Raw genomic sequence first — 15,335 nt, 5'->3', positions numbered from 1 at the left:
ATCTGATTAACCGTGATGTTCTTTTTACGACTGCTTCGCAGCCGAGCGGGAGCAAGCTCCCTCGCCACGGAGTCCGCAGTGCGACGGCTATTGCAGCCGCTCTTGCACCTGCACACTCGCCGTCATCCCCGCGCTCAGGCTCACCCCTTCCGGCACTTTGTCGAGCTTGATCCGCACCGGGATCCGCTGGGCCAGGCGCACCCAGTTGAAGGTCGGTTCGACCTCTGCCAGCAATTGCGCATCGGGGTTGGTGTTGCGGTCGGTGATACCGCGGCTGATGCTTTCCACATGGCCGTCCAGCGCATGGTCGGCGCTCATCAACCAGACCTTGACCGGATCGCCCACGCGGATCCTCGGCAATTTGGTTTCCTCGAAATAGGCCTGCACGTAGAACGTCGAATCATCGATCAGCGCCATCACCGGTTGCCCGGCGTTGACGTAGTTGCCTTCGGCCAGGCGCAGATTGGTGATATGACCACTGCGTGGCGCCAGGACCTGGCTGCGGGCCAGGTTCAGCTCGGCGACCTTGGCCTGGGCCTGGGCCTCGCGCAGTTCGCCACGGGCAATGCCGGCGTTGATCTGGGCATTTTCCCGCAGCTCGGCGCTGATCGCCTGAGGCCCCAGGGCGGCGCGGCGGCTGGCTTCGTGCTCACGCAGGCTCAGCTGCTGCTGACGGGTCTGGACCACCGCGCGAGCCTTTTCCAGCGCGGCCTCGAAGCGTTCGCGGTCGATGCTCAACAACAGGTCGCCAGCCTTGACCTGCTGGTTGTCCACGGCCTTGAGTTCGCGCACCCAACCGGATACGTCAGGGGCGACCACCACCACGTCGGCACGGATTCGCGCATCCCGGGTCCAGGGCGTGAGCATGTAGTACTGCCACAGATGAAACCCGGCGAAGATCGCCACGGCCACCACGCCCAGCGTGACGGCGACACGTACGGGTGTACGCATGTTCAGCTCCTTATAACGGTCCGAGGACCAGGGTAATGACAGTCAGGACACAGACGTACAGGGCGCAGTCGAACAAGGCTTCATGCCAGATCCAGCGCCCGACGGGCAACAGGCCGAGCAACAGGCGCAGCGCCCCGGTTGCCAGCAAGGCCAGGACCACATAAATCAGGAACGGGCTGAGCAGCACCCCGCCAATCGACCATTCACGCAAGCCCATGGCTATGTTTCCCTTCTTCGGATTCGTGCTGGCGGCACCAGGCGCGCCAGCTGTTCTGCAATTGCACCACCGCGCCTTGGGCGAGCTTCAGCGCATCGCTGGACGGTTGCTGCGACAGCACCCGCAGATATTCGTCGCTTGCCTGGGCCAAAGCCTCGGCCTGATCGCCGCCGGGGCCGCGTTCCAGCGCCTGCTCCAGGGTTTCGAAATATTCGCGCTGGGCCGGGCTGTCGGGTATCTGGGCGACGGCCAGGCTCAGGCGCAGATGCAGCAACTCGTCACCGACGTCCAGGCCCAGCAAGCCGTCGTCCCAACGGCTGCGCGCCGGCACCGGCAGCTCGGGATAATGCCGCGCCAGTTGCAGCAGCCGGTCAGCCATGCGGCCACCGAACCAGCTTTCAGCACCACGCAGATTGCGATGGGTCAGCCTGACCAGATCGTCCAGCGTCGCGGCCAGCAGCCGACGGCTATGCCAGGCCGGGTTGCGCAGGATCAGCAGCTTGAACGCCAGCACCGCCGCGCCGACGCCGATCATCATCGCCTGGGCGTTGTTGAAAAATGCCGAAACGTCGTACTTCATCGCATTGAGCGGCGAGACCAGCACCACAAAGTGCAGGCAGAACGAGGTGGCCGTGGCGTAGAGCGGCGGCTTGGCCATGCACAGCGCCCCCAGGAACAACGGCACGCCCATGGCCATGCACAGCATGGCGAAACTGCTCCATTGCGGCAGGAAAATCTCGCCGATCACAAACGCCGTCGGCACTGCGAGGAAAATACCCCGCAGGAAACTCATGCCGATCTGCGCACCGTTTTCGCGGCTGGCAAACAGGCTGCACACCACGCAGGTGAGCAACAGCGCACCGGATGCGGCGGGCCAGGCGGTCGCCAGCCAGAAACAGGCTACTGCCAGGAATGCCAGGGCGCTGCGGGCCCCGAATACCATGGCCAGGGACAGATCACGGTGCGGCGCCAGCGTGCGCGGCGGATCGGCGGCGGCCCTGCCCTCCTGCACGGCCGCGAGCGCGGCACAGGCAGCCAGGGCGGTATCGAGCAACAAGGCGAAACGAGCCAGGCAGTAACTTTGCGCCGAGCTGATCCGCAGGTCATGAGAGGCATCCAGAACCCGAGGCCGCAGGGCCTGGAGCGTCGCGCTGTCTGCAGCGAGCGCCTGCTGCACCTCGTCCATCCACGGCTGGAGCGCTTCGGCTTCCTGAGGTTCGAGTTGTTTCCACTGCCGACGCACCGAACGGGAAATACGCAACAGCATCAGCAGTTTCTGGCTCAAGCCGCTGATGGCCCGGGCGCGCTGGCGGCCCAGGCTGCCTTCGAACCAGGCGTGTTCGCGCTGGGCATCCACCGCAACGATCTTGCCGAGGATTTCGAGCAAGCCTTTGCGCGCCTGGGCATCGCCGGCCAACGTTGCACGCGCCGCCTGCATGCCGCTCTGCCAGGCGGCACGGGCCTGATCCGCCAGTTGTCGTTCGACCCGCAACGGCCAGAGCAAGGCACTGGCCGCCGTGGCGCAGGTAATGCCCAAGCTGATCTCGGTGCACCGCGCCACGGCCTGGTCGAAGACCCCAAGTGGATGGGAAAGGGCCGGCAAGGCAATGATCGCTACCGTGTAGCCAGCCAGCACGAAAGAATACGACCAGGCGCTGCGCAACAGCGTCGAACAGCCCGTGCACACACCCAGCCACAGCGCCAGCGCCAGCAAGAACAACCACGGTGCCTGGGCGAACAATCCCATGAACACCACCGACATGATCGTCCCCACCAAAGTACCGACCAAACGCGCCAGGCCCTTCTGTACCACCATGCCGGACAGCGGCTGGGCGACGATGAACGCCGTCATCAATGCCCACGACGGCTGCTCCAGGCCCCAGCGCAACGCCAGCCACAACGCCAGGCCGCCGCCGAGCACGGTTTTGATGGCGAACTGCACAGCGAGGCGGTCAGGGGCGAACAAGGCCTGGAAGGTAATGGGCACGCGGAAAACTCTTCTGGGGGCCGAGGTAATGAAGTAGTCACGAACGTAATAACGATAGATCGCCCGAGGGGCAGCGCAATTATTAGCTAGCTACCTATTCGAGTCCAGAGCAGATTATTGATGGATCTGACAAACACTCTTGCGGTTTCGAGCCCATAAAAAAACGCCAGCAAGCTGGCGTTTTTTTGCGTCACAGGCATGTGTCAGCTGGCACGCGCCTGGTTACGCAGCGCCTTGACCTGGTCGTGGTTGCGTTGCACGCCGTGGTACTGACGCTCAACCAGGTCACGAATACCTACCAGGTTGTGCTTGTTGATCTTCTCGATGGCTTCCTTGTAAGCCTTGAGTGCATGGTCTTCGCCGCGTTCGGCTTCGTTGAGGACCGCTTCTTCGTCCTTGCCGGTAAACATCGATTTTACGTCTACCCAACGACGGTGCAGGTCGCCAGCGACGCTGGTGGAGGTTTCCGGATCGCCGCCCAAGGAACGCACAGCGGCTTGCAGCTCGGCCGCGGCAGTTGCGCAATCGGCCGCGCGTTTAACGAACAGGGCCTTGAGTTCTGGATGCTTGATGTCTTCAGCGCAGGTCTTGAATCCTTCCTGGCCATCCTTGCTGGTCTCGATCAGGTCGTTCAAGACAGAGATGGATTCTTTATTGATGTCAGTCATTTTTCAGTTCCTTTGCTTGGTGAATAAAAACCTGCAAGGAATATTGCATTGGCCGTGCCAGCCAAAAACAACAATAAAAATACTTTAAATTCAATAAGTTATAAAATACCAAAAAATCTGTATCCGCGTTATTTGCATGATCTGTCATTTGGCCTGCATGCAGAATGCCTGTATTTTGCCGATGGTTCCTATCAAGACAAATCGCCATGAATCCGCAAAAGCTTGAACTGCTGGTGACGCGCCAGATGCCCTTCGGCAAATACAAGGGCCGAATCCTCGCCGACCTGCCGGGCCAGTACCTGAACTGGTTTGCCCGGGAGGGTTTTCCCCACGGAGAACTGGGCGCTTTGCTGGCGCTGATGCAGGAGATCGACCACAACGGTCTGTCGGACCTGCTGGATCCGCTGCGCGCCAAACACGGCCTGCCCAAACCACGCCATTGACCGACTGAATCCGCCCATGCCCGAAAACACCCTACGCGCCCATGATGAAGCTTTCTGGCAGACCTTCGTCGACCGCTACGAAGTCGAGCCCGAGGGCCCGCTCAACCTGGAAAACGGCTACTTCGGGCGGATGTCGCGTACCGTGGTCGAGGAGTACCAGCGCAACATCGAATTCGTCAATCGCAGCAACTCGGTATACGTACGTCAGCATTTCGACCGGGAGCACAGCGAGGCCATCCGCCGGCAGGTAGCGCAACTGATTCACGTCCCCTCCTCTACCGTGGCGCTGGCCACCAGCGCGGTGGACGCCCTGCAGACGCTGATTCGCAATTACAACGGCCTCAAGCCTGGCGACCAGGTGCTGATAAGCGACGTCGAGTACGAGTCAGTCAAAAGCGCGATGCGCTGGCTGGCTCGCCAGCGAGGAGCGCAGATCATCGAACTGGTCCACCCGCATCCCGCCAGTTTCGAAAGCCTGGTGGGCACCTATCGGGAAACCTTCATTCGTTACCCGCGCCTCAAGCTGATGGCGCTGACTTACGTCAACCACCTGACCGGCCTCGTCATGCCGATCAAGGCGATTGCCGAGGCGGCGCGGGAGTTCGATGTCGACATCATTCTCGACGGCGCGCACGCCCTGGGTCAGATCGAGTTCAATCTGAAGAAGCTGGGTATCCAGTTTGCCGGTTTCAACTTGCAGAAGTGGATTGGCGGCCCGCTGGCCCTGGGCTTTCTCTATATCGCTCCAGAGCGGCTGGTCGACATCGATCCGGACATGGACGAAACCAATTACCCCGCCACCGATGTGCGCTCACGCACACCCCACAGCACGCCCAACATCCCTGCCCTGCTGACGCTGCCATTGGTCTTTGAAGAACACCGCACCCTGGGCGGCGCGTCGGCCAAAGGTGCCCGGCTCTGCTACTTGCGGGACCTGTGGGTGAACGCGGTGCGGGATGTGCCCGGCATCGAAGTCATGACTCCGGACGACCGGCGGCTCTATTGCGGCATCACCTCGATGCGCTTCACCGCCCACTCCGATCAGCAAGTCATGGCCGATCGGCTGCTGAAAGAACATGGGATTTTTACCGTGGTGCGCAAGACCAGCGTCGGCCCGTGCATCCGCATCACGCCTGGGTTGATTACCTTGGCACGGGATATCGAGCGGTTGACCCAGGCGCTTATCCACCTGAGCAACACATAACCCGTGGCGAGGGAGCTTGCTCCCGCTGGGCTGCGCAGCAGCCCCTTGAACTATCACCTCGGTGAGTCAGGCCAATCTCGTTCGTGCTGATTGGGGCTGTTTCACAGCCCAGCGGGAGCAAGCTCCCTCGCCACGGGGATGCGCAGTGAAACAACAGGCAAAAAAAAACGGTGCGCCGACCAAGCGCACCGTAAAGCCGTAGAACACCCAACGAAGTTCGGTAAGACAATCAGTCCAGCAGCGCCAGGGCCTCGGCGGTGCACTCCTGGATGCGGGCCCAGTCGCCGTTCTTGATCCACTCCGGATCCAGCATCCAGCTGCCGCCCACGCACATCACGTTTTTCAACGCCATGTAGCTCTTGATATTGGCCGGACTGACGCCGCCAGTCGGGCAGAATTTCACTTCGCCGAAGGGGCCGCCCAGGGCCTTGATGGCAGCCACGCCACCGCTGACTTCCGCCGGGAACAACTTGAAGCGGCGATAACCCAGCCCGTAGCCTTCCATGATGCCCGAGGCATTGCTGATTCCCGGCAACAACGGAATCGGGCTCTGGACGCTAGCCTCCAGCAAGTCGCGGGTAATACCCGGCGTCACGATGAATTGCGAACCGGCGGCCTCGGCGGCGGCCAGCATATGGCGATCGAGCACCGTGCCGGCGCCGGTCACCAGTTCCGGACGCTGCTCGCGCAGCACCTGGATGGCCTTGAGGCCGTACTGCGAGCGCAAGGTCACTTCCAGCGCCGTCAGGCCACCGGCGGCCAGGGCATCGGCCAGCGGCAGGATGTCCTGCTCACGGGCAATAGTGATCACCGGCAAGATCCGCGCCTTGGCGCAGAGGCTGTCGATCAGCGTTACTTTGTCCGCCATGGAAACGGTCGGGGATGGGTTTGTCATAGCGGCTGATCCTTGGTTCATGGGCACCAGTAAATCTCTAACGTAGGTTGCAAAAACGCGCGGATCGGCATTTCGGCGACGTTGTCACCGGCCGCCGCGGCGTTCAGGGTGGTCAACTTCGATTGACCGGAAATCGACAGCACCTTGTGCCTGGCCGAAGCCAGCAACGCGCGGCTCATGGTCAGGCGCTGGTGCGGGACGGTTGGCGCGAGCATCGGCCAGCAACGGCGAGCGCCCTTTTCATCCAGGGCCTCGGCCAGGTTCGGGCTGTCGGGAAACAGCGAGGCGGTATGCCCGTCGTCCCCCATGCCTAGTACCAGCACATCAATCGGCGGCAGCTCGGCCAACAGACGATCCGCCTGTTCGGCCGCGGCCTCCAGGTTGGCGCTGGCGCTGTACAGGCTCAGGAACTGCGCCTTGGCCGCCGCGCCCTGAAGCAGGTAACGCTTGAGCAGACCGGCATTGCTGTCGGCGTGTTCTACCGGCACCCAGCGCTCATCGGCCAGGCTCACCACCACCTTTGACCAGTCCAGCGTCTGCTTGGACAGGTTCTGGAAAAATGCCACCGGGCTACGACCGCCAGACACCACCAAAGTCGCCGCACCGCGAGTGTCGATTGTTGCGCGCAGTTGCTGCGCCACGTTCAGCGCGAGGTTTTCCGCCAGCAGCACCGGGCTCTTGAACTCAAGGGCTGTGACGCCCTCGGGCAGTTTCAACTCAGATATCGCCATACCATGACCTCCCGTCCCGCGTGATCAGTGCGATGGAGCTCATCGGCCCCCATGACCCGGCGGCATACGGCTTGGGCGCATCACCGGACTTCTTCCAGCCGGCAATCAGCTGGTCGCACCACGTCCACGCGGCTTCGATTTCATCTTTACGGACAAACAGGTTCTGATTGCCATTCATGACTTCCAGCAACAACCGCTCGTAGGCATCGGGAATCCGCGCGCTGCGATAGGTGTCGGAGAAGTTCAGTTGCAGCGGACCGCTGCGCAATTGCATGCCCTTGTCCAGGCCTTGCTCCTTGGTCATCACGCGCAAGGAAATGCCTTCGTCCGGTTGCAGGCGGATGATCAGTTTGTTGCTGATCTGCAAACGCTGCTCGGGGGCGAAGATGTAGTGGGACGGTTCCTTGAAGTGAATCACGATCTGCGACAGCTTCTGCGGCATGCGCTTGCCGGTACGCAGGTAAAACGGAACACCGGCCCAGCGCCAGTTGCGAATGTCGGCGCGCAGGGCGACGAACGTCTCGGTGTCGCTCTGGGTATTGGAATTGGGTTCTTCCAGGTAGCCGGGGACGGCCTTGCCTTCACTGTGGCCGGCGATGTACTGGCCGCGCACCACTTGTGTGGTCAAGCCTTCCGGGCTGATCGGTGCGAGGGCCTTGAGCACCTTGACCTTCTCGTCACGGATGCTGTCGGCCGACAGGTCGGCCGGCGGGTCCATGGCGATCAGGCACAGCAACTGGAGCAAGTGGTTCTGGATCATGTCGCGCAGTTGCCCGGCCTTGTCGAAATAGCCCCAGCGGCCTTCGATGCCGACCTTCTCGGCCACGGTGATTTCCACGTGGGAGATGTAATTCTGGTTCCACTGGGTTTCGAACAGGCTGTTGGCGAAACGCAACGCGATCAGGTTCTGGACCGTTTCCTTGCCCAGGTAATGGTCGATACGGTAAGTGCGGTTCTCCGGGAAGAACTGCGCCACGGCGTCGTTGACCTTGCGCGACGATTCCAGGTCCGAGCCGATAGGTTTTTCCAATACGACGCGGGTGTTCTCGCTCAAGCCGACTTTCGCCAGGTTCTCGCAGATCGCGCCGTAGACCGCCGCCGGCGTGGCGAAATAGGCGATGACTTGCTGCTGGGCCTGGCCGACCTGCTCGGCAAGCGCGACGTAATCGTCAGCCTTGAGAAAATCCACATGCAGATACGTCAGCCGCGCCAGGAAGCGCTCGATCACGGTTTCGTCGAGGTCTTTTTCGCCCACATAGCGACGCAGCTCGGTCGCGATGAACGTCAGGTGTTGCTGTTCGCTGCCAGGTTCGCGGGCCAGCGCGAAGATTCGCGTGTCCTCATGCAACAGGCCGGCACCGTCGAGCTGATAAAGGGCAGGAAACAGCTTGCGCAACGCCAGGTCGCCCAAGGCGCCGAATAAGGCGAAGGTGCACGGTTCAACCGTAATCGAATGCATGATGTTTGTTCTTTTATCAAGTTAAACTACAAATACCTTTTTTCAAGGTATCACTCAAGGAAAAATGTAGTAATAACCACAACATTTTTCGAAAATACCGATTCCGAGTGGTGGTCCGTCGGAGCCATCAGTAGGATAGGCCACCGCCAAGGGTCGTATCAAAGACCCGTTTCTCTAGGAATCTTGTATGGACCGCGTGCGAAATCTACTGGAGCAGATCCAGAGTCGCCTGGAAGACCTGAACAAGGCCGAACGCAAGGTGGCCGAGGTGATCCTGCTCAATCCGCAGCAGGCGACCCGCTTCAGCATCGCCGCCCTCGCCCAGGCCGCTTCGGTCAGCGAACCGACCGTCAACCGCTTTTGCCGCTCGTTCGGCGTCAGCGGCTATCCGGAACTCAAGCTGCAACTGGCCCAGAGCCTGGCCAGCGGCGCGGCCTATGTCAGCCGTGCGGTCGAGGCCGATGACAATCCGGAAGCCTATACCCGCAAAATCTTTGGCAGTGCCATCGCTTCATTGGACAGCGCCTGCCAGGCCCTTGATCCAAATTTGATCAGTCGCGCCGTGGATCTGCTGATCCAGGCCCGCCAGATCCACTTCTTCGGCCTCGGCGCCTCGGCCCCCGTGGCGCTGGATGCCCAGCACAAGTTTTTCCGCTTCAACCTGGCGGTGACCGCCCATGCCGACGTGCTGATGCAGCGCATGATCGCCTCGGTGGCCCATACCGGCGAGCTGTTCGTGATCATCTCCTACACCGGGCGTACCCGCGAACTGGTGGAAGTGGCGCGCATCGCCCGGGAAAACGGCGCATCGGTGCTCGGCCTGACCGCCGAAGGCTCGCCGCTGGCCAAGGCGAGCACCTTGAGCCTGAACATCCCTTTGCCGGAAGACACCGACATCTACATGCCGATGACGTCGCGGATCATCCAGCTCACCGTGCTCGATGTGCTCGCCACCGGCATGACCCTGCGCCGCGGCGTGGATTTCCAACCGCATTTGCGCAAGATCAAGGAAAGCCTGAATGCCAGCCGGTATCCGGTTGGGGATGAGTTCAACTGACCTGGCTTGAGTGCTTTATTGCATGACAGGCCGTCATCGCGAGCAAGCTCGCTCCCACAGGGTTCTTTGGCGTTCACAAAACCTGTGGGAGCGAGCTCGCTCGCGATGAGGCCAGCCGCCACACCAGCGATCCTGACCTAAGCCCCCGCCCGCGCCTGCAAACTCAAATGCGCCCGCTCACCCGGCGCCAGGCACAGGCTCCCGGTACCGCCGCTGGCCGCTTCGACGCAGACGAATTCATTCACTTCATCCCAGCTCACACCCAACAGTGGCCGTGCGCCGGGATGCCACACCACCGTATCGGCGCTGTCGCCGGTGTCGATGCGCAGCTCGCGTTGCCAGGCGTGATCCTTGAGCTGCAATTCGCCCTCATGCTGGAACACCCGCTGGCAGCCACCCTCCACCCGCAACTCGCCTTCCTGCTGGCAAACCGCCCGGTTCAACTGGTCGTAACCCTGGGCGCCGTCGAGGCCAGACAGCGCTACCTCGCCAACGTCACCAATGCGCCAATAGGCGTGCAAGGCCTGGCTCAACTGGCAGGGCAGGCTGTCCTGATGCTCGGTGCTCAAGCGCAGCTCCATGCGCTCACCCAGGTCGGCATGCAGGTCCACCTGCCAGTCACACAACTGCAATTGCCAATGCAGGTGAACGCCCTCTTCGTCGCTGCTGCTGTCGAGCAATTTCCAATCGATCAATCGCGCCCAACCATGGGAGGGCCAGGCGTTTTCACTTGGATGACGGCCATACCATGGCCAACACACCGGCACCCCGCCGCGAATCGCCCCGACTTGCGGCCACCTGGCTGCGCACCACAACCACGGCTTCTGCCCGCGCGGCTGGAAGTGCAGCAGCTGCGCGCCCTGGCGACTGAACACCGCCTGGCACAACGGGTGGTCGATCACCAACACATCGCGCTGCTGATAGCGCTCCCACGCAAACACCGGACGCTCGCGCAAGGATCTGAAAAAGCGTTGTAGTGGATGCTCATGCATGGGTCGCGGTCCTGGAAATCATTGAGTCGCTCATCTGCCTTTGTGGCGAGGGAGCTTGCTCCCGCTCGGCTGCGAAGCAGTCGTAAACGAGGCACATACGGTCTGGCTGAAGCACCGCAGTGAATGGCTTTGGGGTCGCTTCGCGACCCAGCGGGAGCAAGCTCCCTCGCCACGGGTTCCGCGCGCAACCAAACGCCCCCCGCAAAAAAAAGCGGACAGCCTTGGCCGTCCGCAAATATGCGCACATAGAGAGGAGCTTATCGCAACAGCGTTAGAACACCGACTGAATTTTCAGGCCGGCCACCAGCGCGTTGTCGACTTCATCGACACCACCCGGGTGAGTCACGTATTGCAGGTTCGGACGCACGGTCAGCCAGTTGGTGACATGGAAGCCGTAGTTGATTTCGTAGTTGTACTCAGTGCTACGCAACGGCGCGAACAGTGGATCGTCGTAGTCGCTGACGCCATTGGCGGCGTTGGTCAGCTCGGCGTTTTTCTTGACGTCCTCGTTGACATGGATACGGGCGAAACCGATACCAACGTCGTCCTTCGGACGCGCATCGAACGGCCCCTTGTACACAAACATCAGCGACTGGTAGTTGTCGACGACGTTGGTGTCCTTGTCGTGGACGGTAGCGTTGGCCGCGATGTTCAGGCCGCGGGAAGCATCGCCATTGTGAGTGGTGAGCTGCTGCTGCACGACGAGCCAGTAGCCATGTTTGCTGCTGTGGCTACGATAGGCGTTGCCAGTGGTCGCGGCGTCATCGCCGTTGATGTCTTCACGAACATCGTCAGCCTTGGCCGTGCTCTTGTAGTAACCGACGCGGTATTCGCCCGGCAGGTTATTGAGCTTCGGCGACCAGACCAACTCGACCGGAATCAGAGTGCCCTTGGTGCCGCTGCCGCTGAGCTTGTAGCGGTTGTTGTTTTCCAGTTGCGAAGGGTTCTGGTTGTAGGCCCCGATTTGCGCATAGAGCTCAGGCGTGAGGTTGTATTTAACCCGGATCGCCGCCTGCATGATCGGCCAGTTGTACCAGATGCCGGTCGCCCAGTTACCCGCTTGCGAACCGCAGAACGCCAGGTTCTGGAACTCGCACGGGAAGGTGTTGAAGTCTTCGCCTTCACCGAAGTAACCGGCTTTGACATCCAGCTTGCTGTCGAAGTACTTCTGCTTGATCCACAACTGGGTCAGACGGGTAGTCTGCCCACGGCCCCAGACTTCCTGGGAGGAACTGAGGGTGCCGGCACGTGGATCACCGATACGGTCGTTGGAGATGTTGCGACCGTCCCGGCGAGTGAATTGAATCTTGGCTTCGGTATCGTTCCAGCCTGCCAGTTTCTCCAGGTCAAGAGCTACGCCCAGGCCAAACTGCTGGGACCAGCGCGCGGTCTTGTCATCGTTGTAGCCGCCGTCGAGGTTGGCACCCATCTCACCGACGAAATCCGCCTTGATATCGATACCTTGCTCGATCAGCTTGGTCCGTTCACCGCCCCAGTCGCCCGTCATCCACTTCGAGTCGGCGCTGAACGCGTCGGCTGCGTGTGCGCTACCGGCCAGCATCATCGCCGCAACGGCTGACAACTGGCAGATAAGCTGGGCATTGTTCTTCTTCTTCATCCCTACATCCTCGTCTTTATTGTTATTAACTGTTTTTATCTAACGCGGTTTACAACGATTGCGATGAATGTCCCCACCCATCGCATACTCCTTTTGTGTGGAAGCAGGCTTGCTGCCCCCACCTTTGTTCATCAGCGGCCTTTGAACTGCGCCACATTGTCGGCCCGGGCTTCCATCGACGGTTGCGCGGCCACGCCCAGGCGCTCGCCGGACTTGGCATCGAACAGCAGCACTTTCGATGGATCGAATTGCAACGTCAGGGTCTCTCCCGGCGACGGCGCCACGTCCGGTGCCAGACGGCAGCAGACCTTGGTGTCGTTGAGGTTGACGAACACCAGGGTGTCCGGACCGGTGGGCTCGGTGACCTGGACTTCGGCGCGAATGGTCGGCAAACCGTTTGGCTCGTTGCCCGCCAGGACGATCTGCTCCGGACGCAGGCCGAGGATCACTTCGCGATCTTCCAGCCCGGCGTCCTGCATGCCCAGCGGCAACTCGCAACGGGCCTGGCCGCTGTCGAGCAAGGCCAGCAGGCGACCGTCCTTGCGTTGCAGGCGCAGCGGGATGAAGTTCATCGGCGGCGAACCGATGAAACTCGCCACGAACAGGTTGGCCGGGTTGTTGTAGATGTCCTTCGGCGTACCGAACTGCTGGATGATCCCGTCCTTCATCACCGCCACTTTGTCGCCCAGGGTCATGGCTTCGATCTGGTCGTGGGTCACGTAGACCGTGGTGGTCTTCAGGCGCTGGTGCATCAGTTTCATTTCGGTGCGCATCTCGACCCGCAGCTTGGCGTCGAGGTTGGACAGCGGCTCGTCGAACAGGTAGATCTTCGGCCGCCGCGCCAGGGCCCGGCCCATCGCGACACGCTGCTGCTGCCCGCCGGAGAGCTGCCCGGGCTTGCGGTTGAGCAAGTGCTCGATCTGCAATAGCTTGGCCACTCGCGCCACTTCTTCGTTGATGTCCGCCTGTTTCATCTTGCGAATCTTCAGGCCGAACTCGATGTTCTCGCGCACGCTCATGGTCGGGTACAGCGCGTAGGATTGGAACACCATGGCGATGTCGCGATCCTTGGGGCTCATGCCGCTGACGTCCTGGTCGCCGATCATGATCGCGCCACCGGTGATGGTCTCGAGGCCGGCGATGCAGTTCATCAGGGTCGATTTGCCGCAACCCGAAGGGCCGACCAGGATCAGGAATTCGCCTTCCTTGATCGACAACTGGATGTCTTTCAAGGTGTCGGGCAGGCCCGCGCCGTAGGTCTTGTTTACATTGCGAAGTTCAAGCGTAGCCATGATTACCCCTTGACCGCGCCAGCCGTGAGGCCGCGCACGAAATACTTGCCTGCGATCACATAGACCAGCAGGGTCGGCAGCCCGGCGATCATCGCCGCCGCCATGTCCACGTTATATTCCTTGGCCCCGGTGCTGGTGTTGACCAGGTTGTTCAGCGCCACCGTGATGGGCTGGGAGTCACCGCTGGAGAACACCACGCCGAACAGGAAGTCGTTCCAGATCTGGGTGAACTGCCAGATCAGGCAGACCATGATGATCGGCGTCGACATCGGCAGGATGATCCGCCGGAAGATCGTGAAGAACCCGGCACCGTCGAGGCGCGCGGCCTTCACCAGCGCGTCGGGGATGCTCACGTAGTAATTGCGGAAGAACAGCGTGGTGAACGCCAGGCCGTAGACGACATGGACAAACACCAGGCCGGTGGTGGTGCTGGCCAGGCCCATCTTGCCGAGGGTGAACGAGGCCGGCAGCAGCACGGTCTGGAACGGCAGGAAGCAGCCGAACAGCAACAGGCCGAAGAACAACTGCGAGCCACGGAAGCGCCACATCGACAGCACATAACCGTTCAACGCGCCGATGGCGGTGGAAATCAGCACGGCCGGCACGGTGATCTTGATCGAGTTCCAGAAGTAGCCGTTGACCGTGGCCCAGGCCTTGACCCAGCCGATGCCGCTGACCACGGTCGGCCAGCTCAGCAAGTTACCGGTGCTGATGTCTTCCGGCGTCTTGAAGCTGGTCAACAGCATGACCACCAACGGCACCAGGTAAAGCAGTACCGCGAGAATCAACACTGCGTAGATCGCGATGCGGCTCAGGCTGATGGAAGGTTTCGCAGCGAGACTAGTCATGACGCTTGGCCCTCAGCTCGGAATACAGGTAAGGCACGATGATCGCGAGGATCGCACCGAGCATCAGGATTGCACTGGCCGAGCCCATGCCCATCTGGCCGCGACTGAACGTGAAGGAATACATGAACATGGCAGGCAGGTCGGAGGAATACCCCGGACCACCAGCTGTCATCGCCGCCACCAGGTCGAAACTCTTGATCGCGATATGCGCCAGGATCATCACGGCACTGAAGAACACTGGACGCAGGCTTGGCAGCACCACTTTCCAGTAGATGCGCGGCATGCTCGCGCCATCGATCTGCGCGGCACGGATGATCGATTGATCAACGCCCCGCAGGCCGGCCAGGAACATCGCCATGATGAAACCCGAGGCCTGCCATACGGCAGCGATCACCAGGCAGTACACCACGCGATCGGGGTCGATCAGCCAGTCCAGGCGGAAGCCTTCCCAACCCCAGTCGCGCAACAATTTATCCAGGCCCATGCCCGGGTTGAGCAGCCATTTCCAGGCGGTACCGGTGACGATCATCGACAGCGCCATCGGGTACAGGTAAATGGTGCGGATGAACCCTTCGCGGCGAATACGCTGGTCGAGGAACACCGCCAGCAGCACGCCGATCACCAGGGTGATACCAATGAACATGCCACCAAAGACTGCCAGGTTCTTGCTCGCCACCCACCAGCGGTCGTTGTCCCAAAGCCGTGAGTATTGCGCCAGGCCGGCCCATTTATAGGTAGGCAGGAAGGTCGATGTGGTGAACGACAGGACGAACGTCCACAAGATGTAGCCATAGAAGCCCACCAGGACGATGAACATGCTCGGCGCCAGCACCAGTTTTGGTAGCCAGCGCTGCAATGCATCGAACGGCGAGGCCTTGCTGAACACAGCAACAGAACTCATGGGAAAATCCAAAAACTAGGTTACAAGGGCCTCCCTTTGTGGGAGCGAGCTTGCTCGCGATGGCAGTGTGTC

At 61.1% G+C, this 15,335-nt stretch carries 15 protein-coding genes; 3 read left to right on the top strand and 12 right to left on the bottom strand.

All coding sequences use genetic code 11. From position 1 onward, the window contains the following. Nucleotides 1-87 precede the first annotated feature (87 nt). The 4 genes from J3P91_RS06050 to J3P91_RS06035 all read right to left on the bottom strand — a co-directional run bounded on the left by J3P91_RS06050 (nucleotide 88) and on the right by J3P91_RS06035 (nucleotide 3,823). A complete protein-coding gene (locus J3P91_RS06050; protein ID WP_434602993.1) occupies nucleotides 88-951 on the bottom strand; it encodes an efflux RND transporter periplasmic adaptor subunit in 864 nt (287 codons plus the stop codon). Between the two features lie 10 nt (nucleotides 952-961). Further along, the gene (locus J3P91_RS06045; protein WP_249873604.1) at nucleotides 962-1,168 is read right to left on the bottom strand and encodes a DUF1656 domain-containing protein; all 207 of its coding nucleotides are present in this window, start codon (nucleotides 1,166-1,168) and stop codon (nucleotides 962-964) included. Then, the gene (locus tag J3P91_RS06040) at nucleotides 1,155-3,155 is read right to left on the bottom strand and encodes an FUSC family protein (RefSeq protein WP_434569574.1); all 2,001 of its coding nucleotides are present in this window, start codon (nucleotides 3,153-3,155) and stop codon (nucleotides 1,155-1,157) included. Before J3P91_RS06040 ends, J3P91_RS06045 begins: the two co-directional genes overlap by 14 nt. Before the next feature lie 203 nt (nucleotides 3,156-3,358). Next, a complete protein-coding gene (locus J3P91_RS06035) occupies nucleotides 3,359-3,823 on the bottom strand; it encodes a PA2169 family four-helix-bundle protein (RefSeq protein ID WP_186709209.1) in 465 nt (154 codons plus the stop codon). A 206-nt stretch (nucleotides 3,824-4,029) separates the two neighbouring features. On the opposite strand from J3P91_RS06035, the gene J3P91_RS06030 reads away from it, so the two are divergent. Together J3P91_RS06030 and J3P91_RS06025 are read left to right on the top strand one after the other, a co-directional pair. Next, nucleotides 4,030-4,266: a DUF3820 family protein gene (locus J3P91_RS06030; RefSeq protein WP_305496320.1), complete on the top strand. Its 237-nt coding sequence runs from the start codon at nucleotides 4,030-4,032 to the stop codon at nucleotides 4,264-4,266. Nucleotides 4,267-4,282: 16 nt separating this feature from the next. After that, complete coding sequence (locus J3P91_RS06025; protein WP_434602992.1) at nucleotides 4,283-5,470, top strand: aminotransferase class V-fold PLP-dependent enzyme; 1,188 nt, start codon at nucleotides 4,283-4,285, stop codon at nucleotides 5,468-5,470. Between the two features lie 229 nt (nucleotides 5,471-5,699). On the opposite strand, the gene J3P91_RS06020 is transcribed toward J3P91_RS06025, so the two are convergent. Genes J3P91_RS06020 through zwf form a run of 3 tightly spaced genes read right to left on the bottom strand, consistent with a single transcriptional unit; the run spans nucleotide 5,700 to nucleotide 8,555 of the window. Further along, on the bottom strand, nucleotides 5,700-6,365 hold the full coding sequence (locus J3P91_RS06020) for a bifunctional 4-hydroxy-2-oxoglutarate aldolase/2-dehydro-3-deoxy-phosphogluconate aldolase (RefSeq protein ID WP_283556083.1): 666 nt from the start codon (nucleotides 6,363-6,365) through the stop codon (nucleotides 5,700-5,702). Nucleotides 6,366-6,382: 17 nt separating this feature from the next. Further along, complete coding sequence (gene pgl / locus J3P91_RS06015; protein WP_434602991.1) at nucleotides 6,383-7,096, bottom strand: 6-phosphogluconolactonase; 714 nt, start codon at nucleotides 7,094-7,096, stop codon at nucleotides 6,383-6,385. Beyond that, on the bottom strand, nucleotides 7,083-8,555 hold the full coding sequence (zwf, locus tag J3P91_RS06010) for a glucose-6-phosphate dehydrogenase (protein ID WP_305496323.1): 1,473 nt from the start codon (nucleotides 8,553-8,555) through the stop codon (nucleotides 7,083-7,085). The genes pgl and zwf overlap by 14 nt, the downstream gene beginning before the upstream one ends. Before the next feature lie 196 nt (nucleotides 8,556-8,751). Between zwf and J3P91_RS06005 the strand changes: the two genes are divergently transcribed. Further along, entirely contained in the window at nucleotides 8,752-9,612 is an 861-nt protein-coding gene (locus J3P91_RS06005; protein WP_171061416.1) for a MurR/RpiR family transcriptional regulator, read from the top strand. A gap of 137 nt (nucleotides 9,613-9,749) precedes the next feature. On the opposite strand, the gene J3P91_RS06000 is transcribed toward J3P91_RS06005, so the two are convergent. From J3P91_RS06000 to J3P91_RS05980, 5 genes are all read right to left on the bottom strand, one after another. Continuing rightward, nucleotides 9,750-10,604, bottom strand: coding sequence for a D-hexose-6-phosphate mutarotase (locus J3P91_RS06000; protein WP_434602990.1), 855 nt, complete (start codon nucleotides 10,602-10,604; stop codon nucleotides 9,750-9,752). A 271-nt stretch (nucleotides 10,605-10,875) separates the two neighbouring features. Then, nucleotides 10,876-12,222, bottom strand: a complete 1,347-nt coding sequence (locus tag J3P91_RS05995; RefSeq protein ID WP_434569578.1) for a carbohydrate porin — start codon at nucleotides 12,220-12,222, stop codon at nucleotides 10,876-10,878. A 131-nt stretch (nucleotides 12,223-12,353) separates the two neighbouring features. Beyond that, nucleotides 12,354-13,514 (bottom strand): ABC transporter ATP-binding protein, encoded by a 1,161-nt coding sequence (locus tag J3P91_RS05990; protein ID WP_434569579.1) that lies wholly within the window; start codon nucleotides 13,512-13,514, stop codon nucleotides 12,354-12,356. 2 nt (nucleotides 13,515-13,516) lie between these two features. Next, nucleotides 13,517-14,362, bottom strand: coding sequence for a carbohydrate ABC transporter permease (locus tag J3P91_RS05985; RefSeq protein ID WP_030139359.1), 846 nt, complete (start codon nucleotides 14,360-14,362; stop codon nucleotides 13,517-13,519). Next, nucleotides 14,355-15,263 (bottom strand): carbohydrate ABC transporter permease, encoded by a 909-nt coding sequence (locus tag J3P91_RS05980; protein ID WP_434602989.1) that lies wholly within the window; start codon nucleotides 15,261-15,263, stop codon nucleotides 14,355-14,357. Before J3P91_RS05980 ends, J3P91_RS05985 begins: the two co-directional genes overlap by 8 nt. Between the last annotated feature and the right edge of the window lie 72 nt (nucleotides 15,264-15,335).

Origin of the sequence: Pseudomonas sp. Z4-7 (assembly GCF_051131965.1) — a bacterium.
Lineage (GTDB): Bacteria > Pseudomonadota > Gammaproteobacteria > Pseudomonadales > Pseudomonadaceae > Aquipseudomonas.
The sequence above is the reverse complement of the archived record's forward strand: the minus strand, read 5'-3'. Positions and strand labels throughout refer to the sequence as shown.